Below are 15,407 nucleotides of genomic sequence, written 5' to 3' on the forward strand. Positions count from 1 at the left end.
GGCAACATGCGACCGGTCACAGATTTGCAGCGGAAGGTGGCGCCTTTCGAGGTCGTCACCGAGATGACTCCCTCCGGCGACCAGCCCACGGCCATCGCCGAGCTGGAGCGCCGCGTCAAGGCCGGAGAGAAGGACAACGTGCTGCTGGGTGCCACCGGCACCGGCAAGACCGCCACCATCGCCTGGCTGATCGAGCGGCTGCAGCGGCCCGCGCTGGTCATGCAGCCCAACAAGACCCTCGCCGCGCAGTTCGCCAACGAGCTGCGGGAGATGCTGCCCAACAACGCGGTCGAATATTTCGTTTCTTATTACGATTATTACCAGCCTGAGGCGTACGTCCCGCAGAGCGACACGTACATCGAGAAGGACTCCTCGATCAACGACGAGGTCGAGCGGCTGCGCCACTCGGCGACCAACTCGCTGCTCACCCGCCGCGACACCATCGTGGTCGCCTCCGTGTCGTGCATCTACGGCCTGGGCACGCCGCAGGAATACGTCGACCGCATGGCCAGGCTGCGCGTCGGCATGGACGTCGACCGCGACCAGCTCCTGCGCCGCCTGGTCGACATGCAGTACACGCGCAACGACCTGGCCTTCACCCGGGGCACGTTCCGGGTCCGGGGCGACACGATCGAGATCATCCCGAAGTACGAAGAGCTGGCCGTGCGCATCGAGATGTTCGGCGACGAGATCGAGAAGCTCTCGACCATGCACCCGCTGACCGGCGAGGTCATCACGGAGGACGAGGAGCTCTACATCTTCCCCGCCTCCCACTACGTCGCGGGCGAGCAGCGCATGGCCGCCGCCGTGGGGGGCATCGAGGCGGAGCTGGCCGCGCGGCTGGAGGAGCTGGAGCGCCAGGGCAAGCTGCTGGAGGCGCAGCGGCTGCGGATGCGCACGACGTACGACATCGAGATGATGCGGCAGATCGGCACCTGCTCCGGCATCGAAAACTACTCGCGCCACATGGACGGGCGCGAGGCCGGCAGCGCGCCCAACACGCTGCTCGACTACTTCCCCGAGGACTTCCTGCTGGTCCTCGACGAGTCCCACCAGACCGTGCCGCAGATCGGCGCCATGTACGAAGGCGACGCCTCCCGCAAGCGCACGCTGGTCGAGCACGGCTTCCGGCTGCCGTCGGCGCTCGACAACCGGCCGCTGAAGTGGGAGGAGTTCCTGGAGCGCATCGGCCAGACCGTCTACCTGTCGGCCACGCCGGGGCCTTACGAGCTGGGGCGGGCCAAGGGTGAGGTCGTCGAGCAGGTCATCCGCCCGACCGGCCTGGTCGACCCCGAGATCGTGGTCAAGCCGACCAAGGGCCAGATCGACGACCTGGTCCACGAGATCCGCCAGCGGGCCGAGCGCGACGAGCGCGTGCTGGTCACCACGCTGACGAAGAAGATGTCCGAAGACCTCACCGACTACCTCCTGGAGCTCGGCATCCGGGTGCGCTACCTGCACAGCGAGGTCGACACGCTGCGCCGCATCGAGCTGCTGCGGGAGCTGCGCACGGGCGAGTTCGACGTGCTCGTCGGCATCAACCTGCTGCGCGAGGGCCTCGACCTGCCCGAGGTGTCGCTGGTGGCCATCCTCGACGCCGACAAGGAGGGCTTCCTGCGCTCGGAGACGTCGCTGATCCAGACCATCGGCCGCGCCGCCCGTAACGTGTCCGGCCAGGTCCACATGTACGCCGACAAGATCACGCCGTCCATGGAGCGGGCGATCGACGAGACGAATCGGCGGCGGGCCAAGCAGATGGCCTACAACGAGGCCAACGGCATCGACCCGCAGCCGCTGCGCAAGAAGATCGCCGACATCCTCGACTCCCTGCAGCGCGAGGACGCCGACACCGACCGGCTCCTGGGCGGCGGCCGCCAGCAGTCGCGCGGCAAGGCCCCGGTGCCCGGCTTCGGCGCGCGGCAGGCCGGCCAGCACGCCAAGGCCATCGCCGGGGAGATGCCGCGGGCGCAGATGGAGTCGCTGATCGAGTCGCTGACCGAGCAGATGCACCAGTCGGCGGCCGACCTGCAGTTCGAGGTGGCGGCTCGGTTGCGCGACGAGATCAAGGAGCTCAAGCGCGAGCTCCGCGACATGCGCGAGGCCGGCATCAAGTAACGCCCGCAAGGCGCCTCCTCCTCGTATGGAGGAAGAGGCGCTTTGCGTACGCATGCCATCGGCCGCCTGCCGGGCGCGCGACTTCGGCCGGACGCCGGGCGACGGGCTGGGGCGGTCGAGCGTCGGGCTAGGGGAGGAAATCCGCCAGGGTGCGGGCGAAGACCTCGGGGTTGTCGAGCATGATGCTGTCCCCCGACTCGGGAATGCCGACCATCCGGACCCCGCTGGCCCGCAGGCTGTCGGCGTCCTCTGGCGGCTCACCCTCCGGGTGCAGGAAGGCGCGGGGGATTGGGAGGTCCTGCAGGAGCCGGCGCATGGTGGGCGTGGTGCCCGCGCTCAGGCTGACGGCCGTACGGTGGAGCCCGCGCGGGTCCGCCAGCCGCATGGCGGACCACCGGTGCGGCCCCACGCGCTCGCGCACCTCCTTCCACCCGTGTGACACGAACGCCTCCTCCGTGTAACTCGCGATGCCGCTGCCACCCGGCCGCACGGAAGCCGGGGGATGGGGGTCGAGGTCGGCGTCCACGAGCACCAGATTGGCGATCAGCTCCGGGTGACGGGAGGCGAGGACGATCGCCACCGCGCCGCCCATGCTGTGGGCGATCACCGACGCCCCGGCGACCCCCGCCTTGCGCAACGCCTCGGCCAGGGCGTCGGCATGGGTCTCGAGCGTGTAGGCGAAGTCCCGGGGACGGTCGCTGATCCCGAACCCGAGCAGGTCGATCAGCAGGGAACGGTGTTGCGGCAAGAGCGGGTGTGCGGCGACCTCGGCGTAGTAGGGGGCCGAGGTCGCACCGAGACCGTGGACGTAGACCCGCGACGGCTCCGCACCCGGCAGCTCTACCCAGCGGATGCGAGCGCCGCTGGGGTGGACGACGGCATCGTGCATGACGGCCCTCCTCGTCGTATATCGGGGCCAATATACCTACGACCTGCGTAAACGATCGGCACTCCGACGGCCCCGCACGTCACCCCCGCCACCGACACCACGCACAACCCACACGCCCCAGCGCCCGCCACGCGGCATTCCGCGATCCGGCGGCTGGGACACGGTATCCCGCGCCCCAGCGACCGGCACACGGCATCCCGCGCCCCATTGGCTGGCGGCGGCGCGCCACTCCGCACCCGCGTATGGCGCCGTAACCCATCCCCGGGAGCTGCCACCTCCACCCTGGCACCCGAGGGACCGCGACCCCGCGTCCACGGCACCCTCCAGCCGCCCCGCCCCGCCATCCGGCAGTTCATGCGTCGCCGTCCAGTCGTCCTGCGTCACCTCGCGGCCGTCCTGCGGCGCCATCCGCGCGGCGGCGCGGCGCAGGAAGTCGAGCGGCGGGACGAGAGCCGGAGCGATCACAGGGACAGGCCGGCCTCTTTGCGGAGGAGTGCGGCGAGGGAGTCCGGGTCGGCGGCCGGGACGCCCTTGGCGGCGAACCAGGTGGCGACGTTGTGGGCGTCCCGGTCCAGGAACGAAGGGCCGGTCGGGTGGGCGATGACGTCCACGATCTGCGGCAGGTCGATGATCACCAGCCTGCCGTCATGGACCAGCAGGTTGTACGGCGACAGGTCCCCATGGGCCAGCCCCTCCCTGGCCAGCGTGACCATGGCCGCCACGAGCTGCTCCCACAGCCCGTCCAGGTCGTCGGACACCTGCGCCAGCCGCGGCGCCGCGTACCCGTCCCGGGTCCCGATGAACTCCTGCAGGATCTCCGTCTCCACGATCTGCACCGGGTACGGCACGGGAACCCCGAGCTCCCACAACCGGCACAACGCCCCGAACTCGGCGACCGCCCACTGGCCGGCGATCACCTGCTTGCCGAACGCGGTGCGGTTGGCCATGGCGCGGTTCATGCGGCTCTCGCGGGTCCTGCGGCCCTCCAGGTAGCCGGAGTCGCGGTGGAACAGCCGGTGTTCGGAGGAGCGGTAGCGCTTGGCGGCCAGCAGGCAGACCCGGTCCGTGCCGGGCACCCCCCGCGAGATCAGATGGACGTCGGCTTCCTTGCCGGTCTTGAGCACGCCGTGCTCGGTGTCGACGGCGGCCAGCTCGGTGACGAGCCAGCCGGGGTACGGCTTGGGCCCCTTCTCCGTGGGTGTGCTCTGGTCCCAGGTGGACCAGCGGTCACCCTCGGGCGGCCCGTCGTCGGTCTCGGGAGTGCTCTCCAGCCATTCGAGGTCGTCGGCGTCGAGGGCGTACTTGCCACGGGTGCGGTGCTGCGAGTGCTTGGGCACGGTGGGATTGCTCCAGGTGTGAGGCCCACCGGCTCGTCGATCAGGTCAGCGAGTGCGCGGTGGGAAGGTCTGAGGACGCGGAAAACGGCACGCGAACAGTCGTCATCACGGTCTCACCCTCCCTTCGCGGCACGGCGCGGCGATCATCGTCAAGCCGCTGCCAAGCGATCAACTCGGTGCCGAGTATCCCGGTCCACATACCGCCCTCGCAACCGATTAAATGACGCCCCCGCCGCCACCCTTGTCACCCCGGAGATGGGGCAGGACCATGCGACGGCCGGCGCGGCGTGAAGTGACCCCGGTGGCGGTCTCGAGCCACGCCCGTGGTCGCCCTGGCCATCGCCCCGACGGCGGGCAACCAGATCGTCGACGGGACGGCGCGCGGGCCGTCGTGGACGGCCGACAAGTCCCGCCACCCGGGTCGGCGGCGCCATCGGACGAGCCCAGATGCGGACCGCCACCCGCACCCAGATGTGGACTGCCACCCGCACCCCGATGCGGACCGCCACCTGGAGCCGGGAGCCGCCCCCATCGATAAGCCGGAGTGACAGCGAGGTCGGCGTGCATGCCTGTGGGTGGACCTCAACGGTTGTAGAGCCTGCGTGCCCACAGATATCCGGCCAGGGCGATGACCGCGCTCCAGGCAGCAGCCTCCGCGAAGCTGGAGGCGGCCGGGCGACCGGCCAGCAGCGCCCGCAGCGTCTCGATGACGGGGGTGAACGGCTGGTGCTCCGCGAACCAGCGCAACCCGGCCGGCATCGACTCGGTCGGTACGAAACCGCTGCCGAGGAACGGCAGCAGCATCAACGGCATCGGCAGGTTGCTGGCCGTGGTGACGCTCTTGGAGACCAGCGCGAGCGCGACCGACAGCCAGGTGATGGCGAAGGTGAACATGGCCAGCACGCCGACCACGCCGAGCCAGTCCAGCGCGGAGGCCGACGGGCGGAAGCCGATCAGCACGGCCACCAGGGTCACCGCCGCGATCGCGATGAACGTCTGCACCATCGCCCCGAGCACGTGCCCGGTGAGCACCGAGACGCGGGCGATGGCCATGGTCTTGAACCTGGCGATGATGCCCTCGGTCATGTCGGTGGCCACCGAGATCGCGGTCCCCTGTGCGGCACCGGCGATCGTCGTGATCATGATGCCGGGGGCGAGGTAGCCGACATAGGCGGCGCGGTCTCCGCCGATGCCCGCGCCCATGGTGCCGCCCAAGACGAACACGAACAGCAGCAGGAACACCACGGGGACGGCGGCGAACGTGAAGATCAGCGAGGGGTAGCGCCAGATGTGCGTGACCTGGCGGCGCAGCATCGTCGCCGAGTCGGTGATCGCTCTCATCGGGAGGGCTCCTTGGTCAGGGAGAGGAAGACGTCGTCCAGGTCGGGCGTGCGCACCGACAGCTCGGCGACGTCGATGGCCTGGGTGTCCAGCCACTCCAGGAGCTTCTTCAGCGTCCTGACACCACCGGAGTCGGGGATCTGGACGGTGAGCGCCACGTCGTTGCGCAAGGTGGCGCCGACGTGCGGGGCGGCCCTGCGGTAGCCGTCGGCGTCGGCGAAGCGCACGACGATGTGGCCGCCGGGGACCAGCCGCTTGAGCTCCTCCGGGGTGCCCTCGGCCACCAGCTCGCCCTGGCTCAGCAGCGCGATGCGGTCGGCGAGCTCGTCGGCCTCCTCCAGGTACTGCGTGGTCAGGAAGACGGTCACGCCGTCCTGCTCGACCAGGTCCCTGACGATCTGCCACATGGTGCGGCGGCTGCGCGGGTCCAGGCCGGTGGTCGGCTCGTCGAGGAAGATCAGCCTGGGTGTGCCGACCATGGTCATGGCGAGGTCGAGCCGGCGCCGCATGCCGCCCGAGTAGGAGACCGCCGGCTTGCGCGCGGCGTCGGTGAGGTCGAAGCGCTCCAGCAGTTCGCGGGCTCGCTCGCGGCCCCTGGAGCGGCCGAGGTGGAGCAGGTCGGCCATGAGCCGCAGGTTCTCCTCCCCGGTGAGGAAGCTGTCGACGGCGGAGAACTGGCCGGTGACGCCGATCGCGGCGCGCACCTTGTCGGGTTCTCGGGCCAGGTCGTGCCCGGCCACCCGGATCTCGCCGGCGTCGGCCCTGATCAGGGTGGACAGGATCTGCACCATGGTGGTCTTGCCCGCGCCGTTGGGGCCGAGCAGGGAGAAGATCGTGCCCTGCGGGATCGTGAGGTCGATGCCGTTCAGTACGCGGTGCGAGCCGTACGACTTGTGGAGTCCCGTCACCGAGATGGCAGGTTCGATGGTCCGCACGGTCGTCACCCTCGGTCCCAGGTGACGGGCAGGCTGCGCACGCCGTAGATCTGCGAGGGGTCGGTGCGCAGCGGCACCTCTTCCGCCGGTATGGCCAGCCGTAGCGTCGGGAACCGGGTGAGCAGCGCGGGGAAGGCGACGCGCATCTCGACACGGGCGAGCTGCTGGCCGAGGCACTGGTGGACGCCATGGCCGAAGGCCAGGTGCCCGGTGGCCGAACGGCGCAGGTCGAGCACGTCGGGGTCGGAGAACTTGGCCGGGTCCCTGTTGGCGGCGTTGAACGCGATGATGACCGTGTCGCCGGCCTTGAGCTGCCTGTCGCCGAGCTCGACGTCCTCCAGCACGCCGCGCATGCCCATGGCGGCGATGGACAGGTGGCGCAGCAGCTCCTCCACGGCGCCTGCGGCCAGGCCGGGATCGCTGCGCAGGGCGGCGAGCTGGGCCGGGTCGCGCAGCAGGGCGAAGGTGCCGAGCGCGAGCATGTTGGCGGTGGTGTCGAGGCCGGCGCCGAGCAGGAAGGCGGCCACGCCGCCGAGCTCCTCGTCGGTCAGCTCGCCTGCCGTGGCCAGGTCGCTGAGCAGGTCGTCGGTCGGGTTCGCGCGCTTGGCGAGCGCGAGCGTCCGCAGGTAGTCGCCGAGCTCGATGAAGGCGTTGTACTGCGCCTCGGGCTCTTCGGCGTCCGAGAGGGTCCGCGTGGCGGTCTGGAACTGCTCGCGGTCGTCGTACGGCACGCCGAGCAGCTCGCAGATCATCAGCGCGGGGACGGGCAGGGCGAAGACCTCGACGAGGTCGGCGGGCGGCCCCTGCCGCTCCATCGCGTCGAGCCGCTCACGGGTGATCTCGGTGACCCGCTCGGTGAGCAGGTTCATCCTGCGGACGGTGAACTTGCCCGCCAGCAGCTTGCGGAAGCGGGTGTGCTGGGGCGCGTCCATGCCGGTCAGGTCGCCGGCGGGGGCGGGCGGCAGGTACCCGCCCATCTGCGGGTAGTAGTGGGTCTCGTAGCGGGAGCTGAAACGCGGGTCGGCGAGGATCTGGCGGACCAGCCCGTAGCCGGTGACCAGCCAGACGCCGGGGGCGCCCTCGGGCGCGGCCAGCCGGGCGATCGGCTGCTCGGCACGCAGCGCGGTGACCTCGGGGGCGGGATCGAAGGGGCAGGCGGGTGCGCGGTCGAGGGAAGGGCTGACCGTCTCATCGCGATAGTACGTGTTCGACATGCTCTGAAAGCTACGTTGCATTCAAAAAAGCTGCAATCAAGGGAATCCGTATCTGCAGGTGAGAGCGGGCAAATTGATGCAATGACGCTGGGCTCGAACGCAATGATTCGTTGCACTGAGTGGCAGCGAACGCAACAATGGCGTCATGTCACAAGGAAGGTTGACCCAGCGGGACCGCCAGCGCATCGCGGCCGGCCTCGCCGAAGGGCGTTCCTACGCCGAGATCGCCAGGCGGCTGGACCGGCCGACCTCGACGATCAGCCGGGAGGTCGGCCGCAACGGCGGCCCCGGCGGTTACCGGCCCGAGCAGGCGCACCGGGCGACGGAGCGGCGGGCGCGGCGCGGCACGCCGGCTCTCCGGTTCGCGGCCGGGCCGCCGGACGGTGAGCTTGGGGACGAGGTCATCGAGATGGCGGTTCGGATGGGGCTGCCGAAGATGATGGCGCGCGTGCTCGTCGGCCTGTGGCTGAGCGAGGACGGCCGACTCACCGCGGCCGAGCTGACGCGCAGGCTGAAGGTCAGCCCCGCCTCGGTCTCCATGGCGGTGGGCTACCTGATCCAGCAGGGGCTGATCGGGCGCGAGCGCGATCCGCGGCGGCGTCGCGACATCTACACGGTCGACGACAATTCCTGGTACCAGTCGATCGTGACCAGCTCGCGGCAGACGCTGGAGGCGGCGGAGCTGGCGAAGGCGGCGGGGGAGACGTTCGGCCTCGACACGCCGGTGGGACGCCGGCTGGCCAAGGGCGGTGCATACCTGGAGCGGATTGGCCTGGACACGCTGGAGTCGGGCCGGCGCTGGCGCGACCTCCTGTCTTGATCATCCCAGCGGACGATCTGCCGGGTGAGCTCACCCGGAGGGCGCCGTTGCGTCCGGGCCGGACGCGGCCAAGCCCGTCATCGCCGTCCACCCGCGGGCATCAGTGCCTTCGGGACAGCTCCAGCGCGAGCTGGAAGCGGCTGCGTGCGCCGTGCCGGTCCATGAGAGCCCGTACGGTCGCCGTGACGGTCCGCTCGCTGATCCCGAGGCGGCGGGCGACGACCATGTCCGTCCAGCCCTCCGCCGGCAGCGCCACCACCTCCCGCTCACGGCGGGACAACGCGGGCGGTGGGGCGGTGGGGCGGCGGACCGGTGCCGGTCGAACGGCGCGATCAGGCCGGCCACCAGGGGACGGGACCAGATCTCCAGGTAACCGCCTCGTCGAAGCGCCGTACGAAGTGCTCCTCGATCCATGCCGCCAGCCGCGGGTCGTCGCCCACGACGCGTAGCCCGGCGGGCGTCCACACCACCAGCACCGCACCGGTGCCGTGCGTGGACCAGTCGACCCTCCACATCGACGCGTACCCGGTGGGTGTGGCGCCGTCGTACAGGGTGACGTACGGGTTGGCTCCGGCGAGCAGCGGCTCACGGGTCACGTAGGCGGTGGCGGCCTGCGCGGTCGTGTCCATGGTCACGGTGGCGCCCGCGACGCCCGTCCGCAGGGCGCCTTTTCTGCTGATCGCAGCACTGCGCATGAGGCGATCCTGGGCTCTCCGCCCGCAGGCGGAACAGGGGTGTTGCGGATTCCCGCAATGCGCTTGACCTGGGTTGATGTAGCGAAAGTCATTGCGGGTCTGGTGACATTTGCCTCTGTCGGACGCCGCGCCCTCCGGGCATGGTGGGCGACGGAAGCTGAGCGACGGAAGAAGCGGAGTGCCTGACATGGCGAAACTGGTCGTCTGCAACATCATGTCCCTTGACGGCTTCTATGCGGCGGCGGACGGCAACCCGCTCGTGCTGCCGATGGACGCCGCCTTCGACGCCTACAACCTGGAGCGGATCCAGGCGGCCGGCTCGCTGCTGCTCGGCGCCGACTCGTACCGGATGTTCATGGGGTTCTGGCCCGCCCAGGCGGACAACCCCGAGGCGTCCACGGTGAATCAGCAGTTCGGCGGGATCTACGGGCGGATCGAGGTCAGCGTCATCTCGGACTCGCTCACGGACGAGGACATCGCGCCGTGGGCGGACCGGACGACCGTGGTCAGGCGCGCCGACGCCGAGGGATGGGTCAAGGAGCTCAAGCAACGCACCAGCGGTGACATCGTCACCTTCGGCAGCCGGATCACATGGAACGCCCTGCTCCGCGCCGGGCTCGTCGACGAGCTGCACCTGGTCGTCGGAGCGAAGGCGCTCGGCGAGGGGACGCCGATCTTCACCCAGCCGGTCGACGGGTTCACCGTCGCGGAGGTTCGCCGCCTCGACGGCTCCGGCAACGTCCTGCTGCGCTACGCCACGACCGGCTGAGCTGCCGGGCCGCGGTGAGCTGCCGGAGGACTGGCGCGGCGCCGGGCCCGTCCGGCCGTGCGCGGATCCGACGCGCTGCGCACGGTTCGGTGCAGGGGAAGGCCGAGGTCCTGCGGTGCCGAGCTCGTGGATCATCCGCAAAAATGCGGTGCGATGGATCCGGCCGGGCTTGTACGGTGCGGGCATGCGACGCTGCCCGGAATGTGACCATTGGGAGCCCGCCGGAGCCCCCGGCTGCGCCCGGTGCGCCGGGCTGGTCGACGAGATCGTGGAAGAGGGCTGGCGCGCGTTCCTGGAACAGGAGTTCGGCACCACCCGGCCACCGGACGAGCGCCTCATCGCCGAGATGGTCACGGACGAGCCCGAAAAGCACCCGTGGCGCGTGGTGGACGCCGCTTACGACCGCCTGACCTGCCCCGAGTGCGGTGATCGGCTCAGCAGGGGCCCGGCCGGATGCGCCGCCTGCGACCTGGCCAACGGCTTCCGCTACTCCGCCATCGAGATCGACCGCCCCGCCGTCCCGCCCGGCAACGAGCACGGGCTGCGGGTGAACGTGGCCGTCACCCGCCGGACGTCCGGGGTCTCGGAGTCCGAGGTGCTGCTGCGGCGGCTGTCGCTGCCCATCCTCATCGAGGGCCGGCTCCCCACCCGAGCCCAGGCCCAGGTCACCAAGGCCCTGGCCAACGGCGGCGCCACGGAGGCGGAGCTCGCGGCGTTCATATACCGGGAGTGGGACGACGCCTGAGCCGCCGCCCCTTGGTCGTGCGGACGGGTTGTTCGCCGCCTTCGGTTGCCGTGAGCGGACTGACCGCTAAACCGGTGGCGATTCCAAGGTGAGATCGATGTCGACGTCGAATCCGATGTGGGTCTGCAGTCGTTTGCGGTGAATGCCGGTGGGGACGTAGGCCTTGATCGCCGGTTCAAGCTCGAAGGTGTAAACGACGGGCAACCCCTCTTCCTGCTCTACTCGCCAGAAGAACTTGATGCCCGCATTCGAGTATTTGATCGGCTTGGTGGTCCGATCCCTTTCCCTGGACTCGTCTGAGACCACCTCGACGACCAGGCGGACGTCTTCGGGCTTGAACGAAGTGCCTTTCGTGCTGAAAGCTGACCTTTTGACCAGGAGGATATCCGGCTCTGGCCGCTGGCGAAGTCCTAGCGTCACCGTCATTTCGCGCACGACCATGAGTTCCTGCGGCGGATGAAGCAATCGCTCGAACAGTCGGAGCGTGAGCATATGGAAGCCGGTCTGCGGCGACATCATGATGAGTGACCCATCGATCAGTTCGACGTGCCGGGGCGCGTCGGGGGGAAGGTGATCGAGCATGTCGGCGGTCCAGCCGCCGGGAGGACCGGGGTAGAACCACTCAGGAAGGGTCATAGTCATCAGTCTGCCTCCTCAGCGTTTCACGCGGCGCGCTCATCTTGCCACGTGGAGTAGTCGTCAGGGGCGGTCTTTGCGTTCCTCCATCGAGCGGCGGTAGAGATCGTCGATCTGGTCCAGCGGGTCGGGGGCGTGGCGGCGGGCCTCGATCTCGAGGTCGGTGCGGGAGCCGAGGTCGGCGATGCCGGCGGCCGTGTGGTGCACCTGGTCGCCCAGGAGGTCGGCGCGGATGCGGGCGCACATCGCCGTCAGCTTGGCCTGGTGCTCCCTGAGCCGGTCGAGGGTGGCGTGGTCGACGTACGGAGACATGCGGCGCTGCTGGGCGTACATGCCGAGCTGGCCGTCGTGGACGTCCGCCTGCGCGGTGAGGTCGGCCATGAGCCGGGGGAGGTCGCCGAGGCCCCAGCCCAGGCGCTGGGCGTGGTCGACGGCCTGGCGGGTGAGGGAGACCTCGCGGCGCAGGTCGAGGCGGAGGCGTTCGACCTCGGCGGCGTCGCCCGTGCCCATGGCGTTGACGTGGGTGCTGAGCCGGGTCGTGGCCTGTTTGGCCTTGACCGCGGCCTTCTTGCCCAGCTTGACCAGGAGGAAGACGCCCACACCGCCCAGCAGCAGGAAGAACGCCAGGATCACCAGTAGGACGACAAGCAGCTCGCTGATCTCCGCCACCTCCTGTGGGTCTCTCACTTGAAGGATAGTCGGCCGGGGCGGCATCGGCGCGGTCCAGAAACCAAGCAAGCACTTGATCAGAGCTGTGAGGCTGTGCTTCAGTTCTCGGAGAGCGGCTGGAAGGGCGGGGTGACGTGCTCGACGGCAAGGTTGTGATCATCACCGGTGGCGCCCGGGGGATGGGGGCGGCCACCGCGCGGCGCTGCGTCGCGGCCGGGGCCCAGGTCGTGATCACCGATGTGCTGGTGGAGGAGGGTACGGCCACCGCCAAGGAGCTGGGTGCCCGATTTCTCCCCCACGATGTGGCAAGTCAGGACCAGTGGACCGACGTGGTCGCCGCCACCCTGGAGGCGTACGGCAGGCTCGACGGGCTGGTGAACAACGCGGGCATCGCCCTCACGCAGTCGATCGAGCAGCAGTCGCTGGAGGCCTTCGAACGCGTGCTCCAGGTGAACCTGGTCGGCGTCTTCCTGGGGCTCAAATCGGTGGTCAAGGCCATGCGCGAGTCCGGCGGCGGCGCCGTCGTGAACCTCTCGTCCGTCGCGGGCCTCACCGCCCTGCCCGGCACGGGCGGCTACGGCGCGTCCAAGTGGGGCGTGCGCGGGCTGACCAAGATCGCCGCCTTGGAGTTCGGCAAGGACCGCATCCGGGTCAACTCCGTACATCCCGGAATGATCGTCACCCCGATGACAGAGCCGCTCGGGGCCGTGTCGGGGGACGGGACCTTCCCGCTGGCCGCCGCCGGGCGCTGGGGCGAGCCGGAGGAGGTGGCGGAGGCCATCGCGTTCCTGCTGTCCGACGCCGCCTCGTACGTGACGGGCGCTGAGCTGGCCGTGGACGGCGGGTGGACGGCAGGGGAGAGCGCGCTGCTGTCCCGACTGGAGGGTGGGGGTCAATAGATGCCGTACGCGGATGTCGGCGGAAATATCAGGCTCTTCTACACGGAGGACGGCGACGGGCCCCCGCTGCTGCTCGTCCACGGGTGGGGCACCGACTCCCACCAGTGGTCCTGGCACATCGACGCGCTGGCGGCCAACCACCGGGTGATCGCCGTGGACCTGCGCGGCCACGGCTACTCGTCCGTCCCCGAGAGCGGCAACACGCCGCGCGAGATGGCCGGCGACCTGCGCGCCCTCCTCGAAAGCCGGGGCATCCCGCAGGTCGTCGCCGTCGGGCACTCGATGGGCGGCCAGGTGGTCTCCATCCTCGCCGTCGAACACCCCGAGCTGGTACGCGGGCTCGTCGCCCTCGACCCCGGCTACGGCATGACCGACCGGGTCGCCCGGCGCTTCCCCAAGATGATCGAAGGCCTGCGCGGCGAGCACCCGCACGCCGCCGCCGAGAAGATCGACGAGTGGTGCACGAACGCCGGCACGCCCGCCGTCATCAGGCGCTGGCACAAGCGCAGGCTGTACGGCATGCCGCCGCACGTGCTGGTCCAGGCGTTCGAGGCCATGTTCACGGCCCCGGACGCCATCGGGGTGCGCCCGGCCAGCGACGACTACCTGGCCCGCCGGCGCTGCCCGGTGCTGTCGATCTGGGCGGATCCGGAACGGGCGAGTTGGGAGTCGGGGCTGCTCAAGGACCCCGCGTCCAGGGTCGTGTGCTGGGAGGGTGCCAGTCACCGGCTGCACGAGGAGCGCCCCGCCGAATTCGTGGATCTCGTGGAGGAGTGGCTGCAAGCCCAGGAATGACCTCGGGTCAGGGCAGGCCGCGGGCCGCTCTCCTGCGCGCGCGCATGCGCCGTACCTTCCTGATCAGCCACCACGCCAGCACGGCCATCACCAGCAGCGCGACGATCACCAGCACGGGGGCGAAGACGGCGACCAGGCTCATGCCGAGCGAGCCCGCGTCCTCCGCCGTGCTCACCACCGGGGCGCCCACCCCGGCCGTCCCGGCGTTGATCACCGGCCGGGCGGTGGCCTTGACCGCGTGCACGGCCAGCGCCATCACGATGCCCAGCAGCCAGCCGGCCCACGGGTGCTCGGCCATCCAGGTGGAGTGGTCCACCTCGGCCGCCGCCTGCGTGGCCGAGAAGACCACGCCGCCCGACGCCGGGCGCACCACGGTCTGGATGGTGTCGTTGACGCTGTCGACGGCGGGCACCTTGTCCAGGACGAACTCGGCCACCAGCAGGACGGCGATCACCGCGAGCACGCCCCAGTTGGACAGCCAGGAGTAGCCGTCGGGGAGCTTCACGGCGTCCGTGAAGTTGGCCAGGACACCCACGACGAGGAGCGGGATGTAGGCGTTCAGCCCGGCGGCCGTGGACAGGCCGAGACCGGTCAGTGCGGCGAACATGCCCCTAGTCTGCCCGCGCGGCCTCGTCCATGAGGCGCGCAAGGTCAGATCCGGTGAATTCGGCCACCGCCCGCTCGTACTTCTCCATGCCCCACGACCAGAAGTCGAAGTCGATGCTCTCGTTCGCGCCGTCCTGGATGGAGGCCCAGAGCGTCCAGCCGTACTTGGACATGAGGCCGAGCAGCCGGGCGCGGGCGATCTTGTGGCGCAGGCGGCGGCCGTAGTACGCGGTGACGAGCTCCTCCAGGTGGCCGAGCGGCAGGTCGGACTCGCTCCAGATGTTGCCGAGCTCGAAGCAGGCGTCGTTGTTGCCGGCGTACTCGTAGTCGATCAGCCAGAGGCGTTGCCCGTCGTCGAGGATGTTGCCGGGCAGGAGGTCGTTGTTGCAGGGGACGGTGCCTTCCGCCCTTATTTGCAGACATTTCCGGATGTCTTCGACGGCGGGCATGAAGCCGAGGTAGTCCGCGGGAAGCCGGTAGCCCCGCTCCCGCACGATCCCCAGATAGTGCCGCTGGATCTCGAACATGTCGAAGTCCCGTACGAACCGCGGCCCCGCGTGCAGGCGGCGGCACGCCTGCGCCACCCGGGGCAGGTTCGCCGGGTCGCGGAGGTCGGCCTCGGTGAACGTCCGCCCCGGCAGGAAGCCCACCACCAGCACCCCCAGCTCGGGCAGGTACGCGTGCACCGGAGCCCCCACCCCGGCCGCGGCGGCGGCCAGCGAGCACGCGTGCTCGGCGTCCCTGTCGATCCCCAGCAGCGAGGAGTCGCTGGCCCACACGCGCGCCACGTACGACCCGCCCGGGGTCGTGACCTTGTAGTTGTGGTTGGTCAGCCCTCCGGGCAGCTCCTCGACGGAGCGCGGCACGCCGGACAGCAGAGGAATGCGATCGAGCACCTCGGGCACGGCCATGCTCGATGCTAGGACGGACGGCGCTAAACGG

The 15,407-nt window shown here is 70.1% G+C and carries 17 protein-coding genes; 6 read left to right on the forward strand and 11 right to left on the reverse strand.

The genetic code is table 11. The annotated features are described in order from the left end of the window. The first annotated feature begins 6 nt into the window (after positions 1 to 6). Entirely contained in the window at positions 7 to 2,115 is a 2,109-nt protein-coding gene (uvrB, locus tag ACIHFD_RS08205; RefSeq protein WP_350726360.1) for an excinuclease ABC subunit UvrB, read from the forward strand. 127 nt (positions 2,116 to 2,242) lie between these two features. Here the strand turns inward: uvrB and ACIHFD_RS08210 are convergent, their stop codons facing one another. The 5 genes from ACIHFD_RS08210 to ACIHFD_RS08230 form a co-directional block, all read right to left on the reverse strand. Next, complete coding sequence (locus ACIHFD_RS08210; RefSeq protein ID WP_397366123.1) at positions 2,243 to 3,004, reverse strand: alpha/beta fold hydrolase; 762 nt, start codon at positions 3,002 to 3,004, stop codon at positions 2,243 to 2,245. 461 nt (positions 3,005 to 3,465) lie between these two features. Continuing rightward, the gene (locus tag ACIHFD_RS08215) at positions 3,466 to 4,341 is read right to left on the reverse strand and encodes a serine protein kinase RIO (protein ID WP_397366125.1); all 876 of its coding nucleotides are present in this window, start codon (positions 4,339 to 4,341) and stop codon (positions 3,466 to 3,468) included. Between the two features lie 582 nt (positions 4,342 to 4,923). Next, entirely contained in the window at positions 4,924 to 5,682 is a 759-nt protein-coding gene (locus tag ACIHFD_RS08220) for an ABC transporter permease (RefSeq protein ID WP_397366126.1), read from the reverse strand. Then, positions 5,679 to 6,617, reverse strand: a complete 939-nt coding sequence (locus tag ACIHFD_RS08225) for an ATP-binding cassette domain-containing protein (RefSeq protein WP_397366127.1) — start codon at positions 6,615 to 6,617, stop codon at positions 5,679 to 5,681. Before ACIHFD_RS08225 ends, ACIHFD_RS08220 begins: the two co-directional genes overlap by 4 nt. Before the next feature lie 5 nt (positions 6,618 to 6,622). After that, on the reverse strand, positions 6,623 to 7,831 hold the full coding sequence (locus ACIHFD_RS08230; RefSeq protein WP_397366128.1) for a cytochrome P450: 1,209 nt from the start codon (positions 7,829 to 7,831) through the stop codon (positions 6,623 to 6,625). 145 nt (positions 7,832 to 7,976) lie between these two features. Between ACIHFD_RS08230 and ACIHFD_RS08235 the strand changes: the two genes are divergently transcribed. After that, entirely contained in the window at positions 7,977 to 8,651 is a 675-nt protein-coding gene (locus ACIHFD_RS08235; RefSeq protein ID WP_397366130.1) for a helix-turn-helix domain-containing protein, read from the forward strand. Between the two features lie 100 nt (positions 8,652 to 8,751). On the opposite strand, the gene ACIHFD_RS08240 is transcribed toward ACIHFD_RS08235, so the two are convergent. Both ACIHFD_RS08240 and ACIHFD_RS08245 read right to left on the reverse strand, forming a co-directional pair. After that, positions 8,752 to 8,931, reverse strand: coding sequence for a helix-turn-helix transcriptional regulator (locus ACIHFD_RS08240; protein WP_397366131.1), 180 nt, complete (start codon positions 8,929 to 8,931; stop codon positions 8,752 to 8,754). 52 nt (positions 8,932 to 8,983) lie between these two features. Further along, the gene (locus ACIHFD_RS08245) at positions 8,984 to 9,346 is read right to left on the reverse strand and encodes a hypothetical protein (RefSeq protein ID WP_397366132.1); all 363 of its coding nucleotides are present in this window, start codon (positions 9,344 to 9,346) and stop codon (positions 8,984 to 8,986) included. A 187-nt stretch (positions 9,347 to 9,533) separates the two neighbouring features. On the opposite strand from ACIHFD_RS08245, the gene ACIHFD_RS08250 reads away from it, so the two are divergent. Beyond that, a complete protein-coding gene (locus tag ACIHFD_RS08250) occupies positions 9,534 to 10,115 on the forward strand; it encodes a dihydrofolate reductase family protein (protein WP_355191900.1) in 582 nt (193 codons plus the stop codon). Positions 10,116 to 10,299: 184 nt separating this feature from the next. Next, a complete protein-coding gene (locus ACIHFD_RS08255; protein ID WP_397366135.1) occupies positions 10,300 to 10,860 on the forward strand; it encodes a hypothetical protein in 561 nt (186 codons plus the stop codon). A 66-nt stretch (positions 10,861 to 10,926) separates the two neighbouring features. Here the strand turns inward: ACIHFD_RS08255 and ACIHFD_RS08260 are convergent, their stop codons facing one another. Both ACIHFD_RS08260 and ACIHFD_RS08265 read right to left on the reverse strand, forming a co-directional pair. Next, entirely contained in the window at positions 10,927 to 11,496 is a 570-nt protein-coding gene (locus ACIHFD_RS08260) for a Uma2 family endonuclease (protein WP_397366136.1), read from the reverse strand. Positions 11,497 to 11,559: 63 nt separating this feature from the next. Further along, positions 11,560 to 12,183: a hypothetical protein gene (locus ACIHFD_RS08265; protein WP_397366138.1), complete on the reverse strand. Its 624-nt coding sequence runs from the start codon at positions 12,181 to 12,183 to the stop codon at positions 11,560 to 11,562. Positions 12,184 to 12,299: 116 nt separating this feature from the next. Between ACIHFD_RS08265 and ACIHFD_RS08270 the strand changes: the two genes are divergently transcribed. Next, a complete protein-coding gene (locus ACIHFD_RS08270; RefSeq protein WP_397366139.1) occupies positions 12,300 to 13,064 on the forward strand; it encodes a glucose 1-dehydrogenase in 765 nt (254 codons plus the stop codon). Beyond that, positions 13,065 to 13,859, forward strand: a complete 795-nt coding sequence (locus ACIHFD_RS08275; RefSeq protein WP_397366141.1) for an alpha/beta fold hydrolase — start codon at positions 13,065 to 13,067, stop codon at positions 13,857 to 13,859. Between the two features lie 7 nt (positions 13,860 to 13,866). Here the strand turns inward: ACIHFD_RS08275 and ACIHFD_RS08280 are convergent, their stop codons facing one another. Further along, positions 13,867 to 14,466 (reverse strand): DUF4126 domain-containing protein, encoded by a 600-nt coding sequence (locus tag ACIHFD_RS08280; protein ID WP_350726383.1) that lies wholly within the window; start codon positions 14,464 to 14,466, stop codon positions 13,867 to 13,869. A gap of 4 nt (positions 14,467 to 14,470) precedes the next feature. Further along, a complete protein-coding gene (locus ACIHFD_RS08285) occupies positions 14,471 to 15,376 on the reverse strand; it encodes a phosphotransferase (RefSeq protein WP_397366142.1) in 906 nt (301 codons plus the stop codon). Between the last annotated feature and the right edge of the window lie 31 nt (positions 15,377 to 15,407).

Source organism: Nonomuraea sp. NPDC051941, assembly GCF_044593615.1.

Excerpts from the sequence above, each read along its gene's own strand:
- ACIHFD_RS08220 (WP_397366126.1), bottom strand. The coding sequence starts at position 5,682 with ATGAGAGCGATCACCGACTCGGCGACGATGCTGCGCCGCCAGGTCACG.
- uvrB (WP_350726360.1), top strand. The coding sequence starts at position 7 with ATGCGACCGGTCACAGATTTGCAGCGGAAGGTGGCGCCTTTCGAGGTC.
- ACIHFD_RS08235 (WP_397366130.1), top strand. The coding sequence starts at position 7,977 with ATGTCACAAGGAAGGTTGACCCAGCGGGACCGCCAGCGCATCGCGGCC.
- ACIHFD_RS08275 (WP_397366141.1), top strand. The coding sequence starts at position 13,065 with ATGCCGTACGCGGATGTCGGCGGAAATATCAGGCTCTTCTACACGGAG.
- ACIHFD_RS08250 (WP_355191900.1), top strand. The coding sequence starts at position 9,534 with ATGGCGAAACTGGTCGTCTGCAACATCATGTCCCTTGACGGCTTCTAT.
- ACIHFD_RS08230 (WP_397366128.1), bottom strand. The coding sequence starts at position 7,831 with ATGTCGAACACGTACTATCGCGATGAGACGGTCAGCCCTTCCCTCGAC.
- ACIHFD_RS08245 (WP_397366132.1), bottom strand. The coding sequence starts at position 9,346 with ATGCGCAGTGCTGCGATCAGCAGAAAAGGCGCCCTGCGGACGGGCGTC.
- ACIHFD_RS08260 (WP_397366136.1), bottom strand. The coding sequence starts at position 11,496 with ATGACCCTTCCTGAGTGGTTCTACCCCGGTCCTCCCGGCGGCTGGACC.
- ACIHFD_RS08255 (WP_397366135.1), top strand. The coding sequence starts at position 10,300 with ATGCGACGCTGCCCGGAATGTGACCATTGGGAGCCCGCCGGAGCCCCC.
- ACIHFD_RS08280 (WP_350726383.1), bottom strand. The coding sequence starts at position 14,466 with ATGTTCGCCGCACTGACCGGTCTCGGCCTGTCCACGGCCGCCGGGCTG.
- ACIHFD_RS08285 (WP_397366142.1), bottom strand. The coding sequence starts at position 15,376 with ATGGCCGTGCCCGAGGTGCTCGATCGCATTCCTCTGCTGTCCGGCGTG.
- ACIHFD_RS08210 (WP_397366123.1), bottom strand. The coding sequence starts at position 3,004 with ATGCACGATGCCGTCGTCCACCCCAGCGGCGCTCGCATCCGCTGGGTA.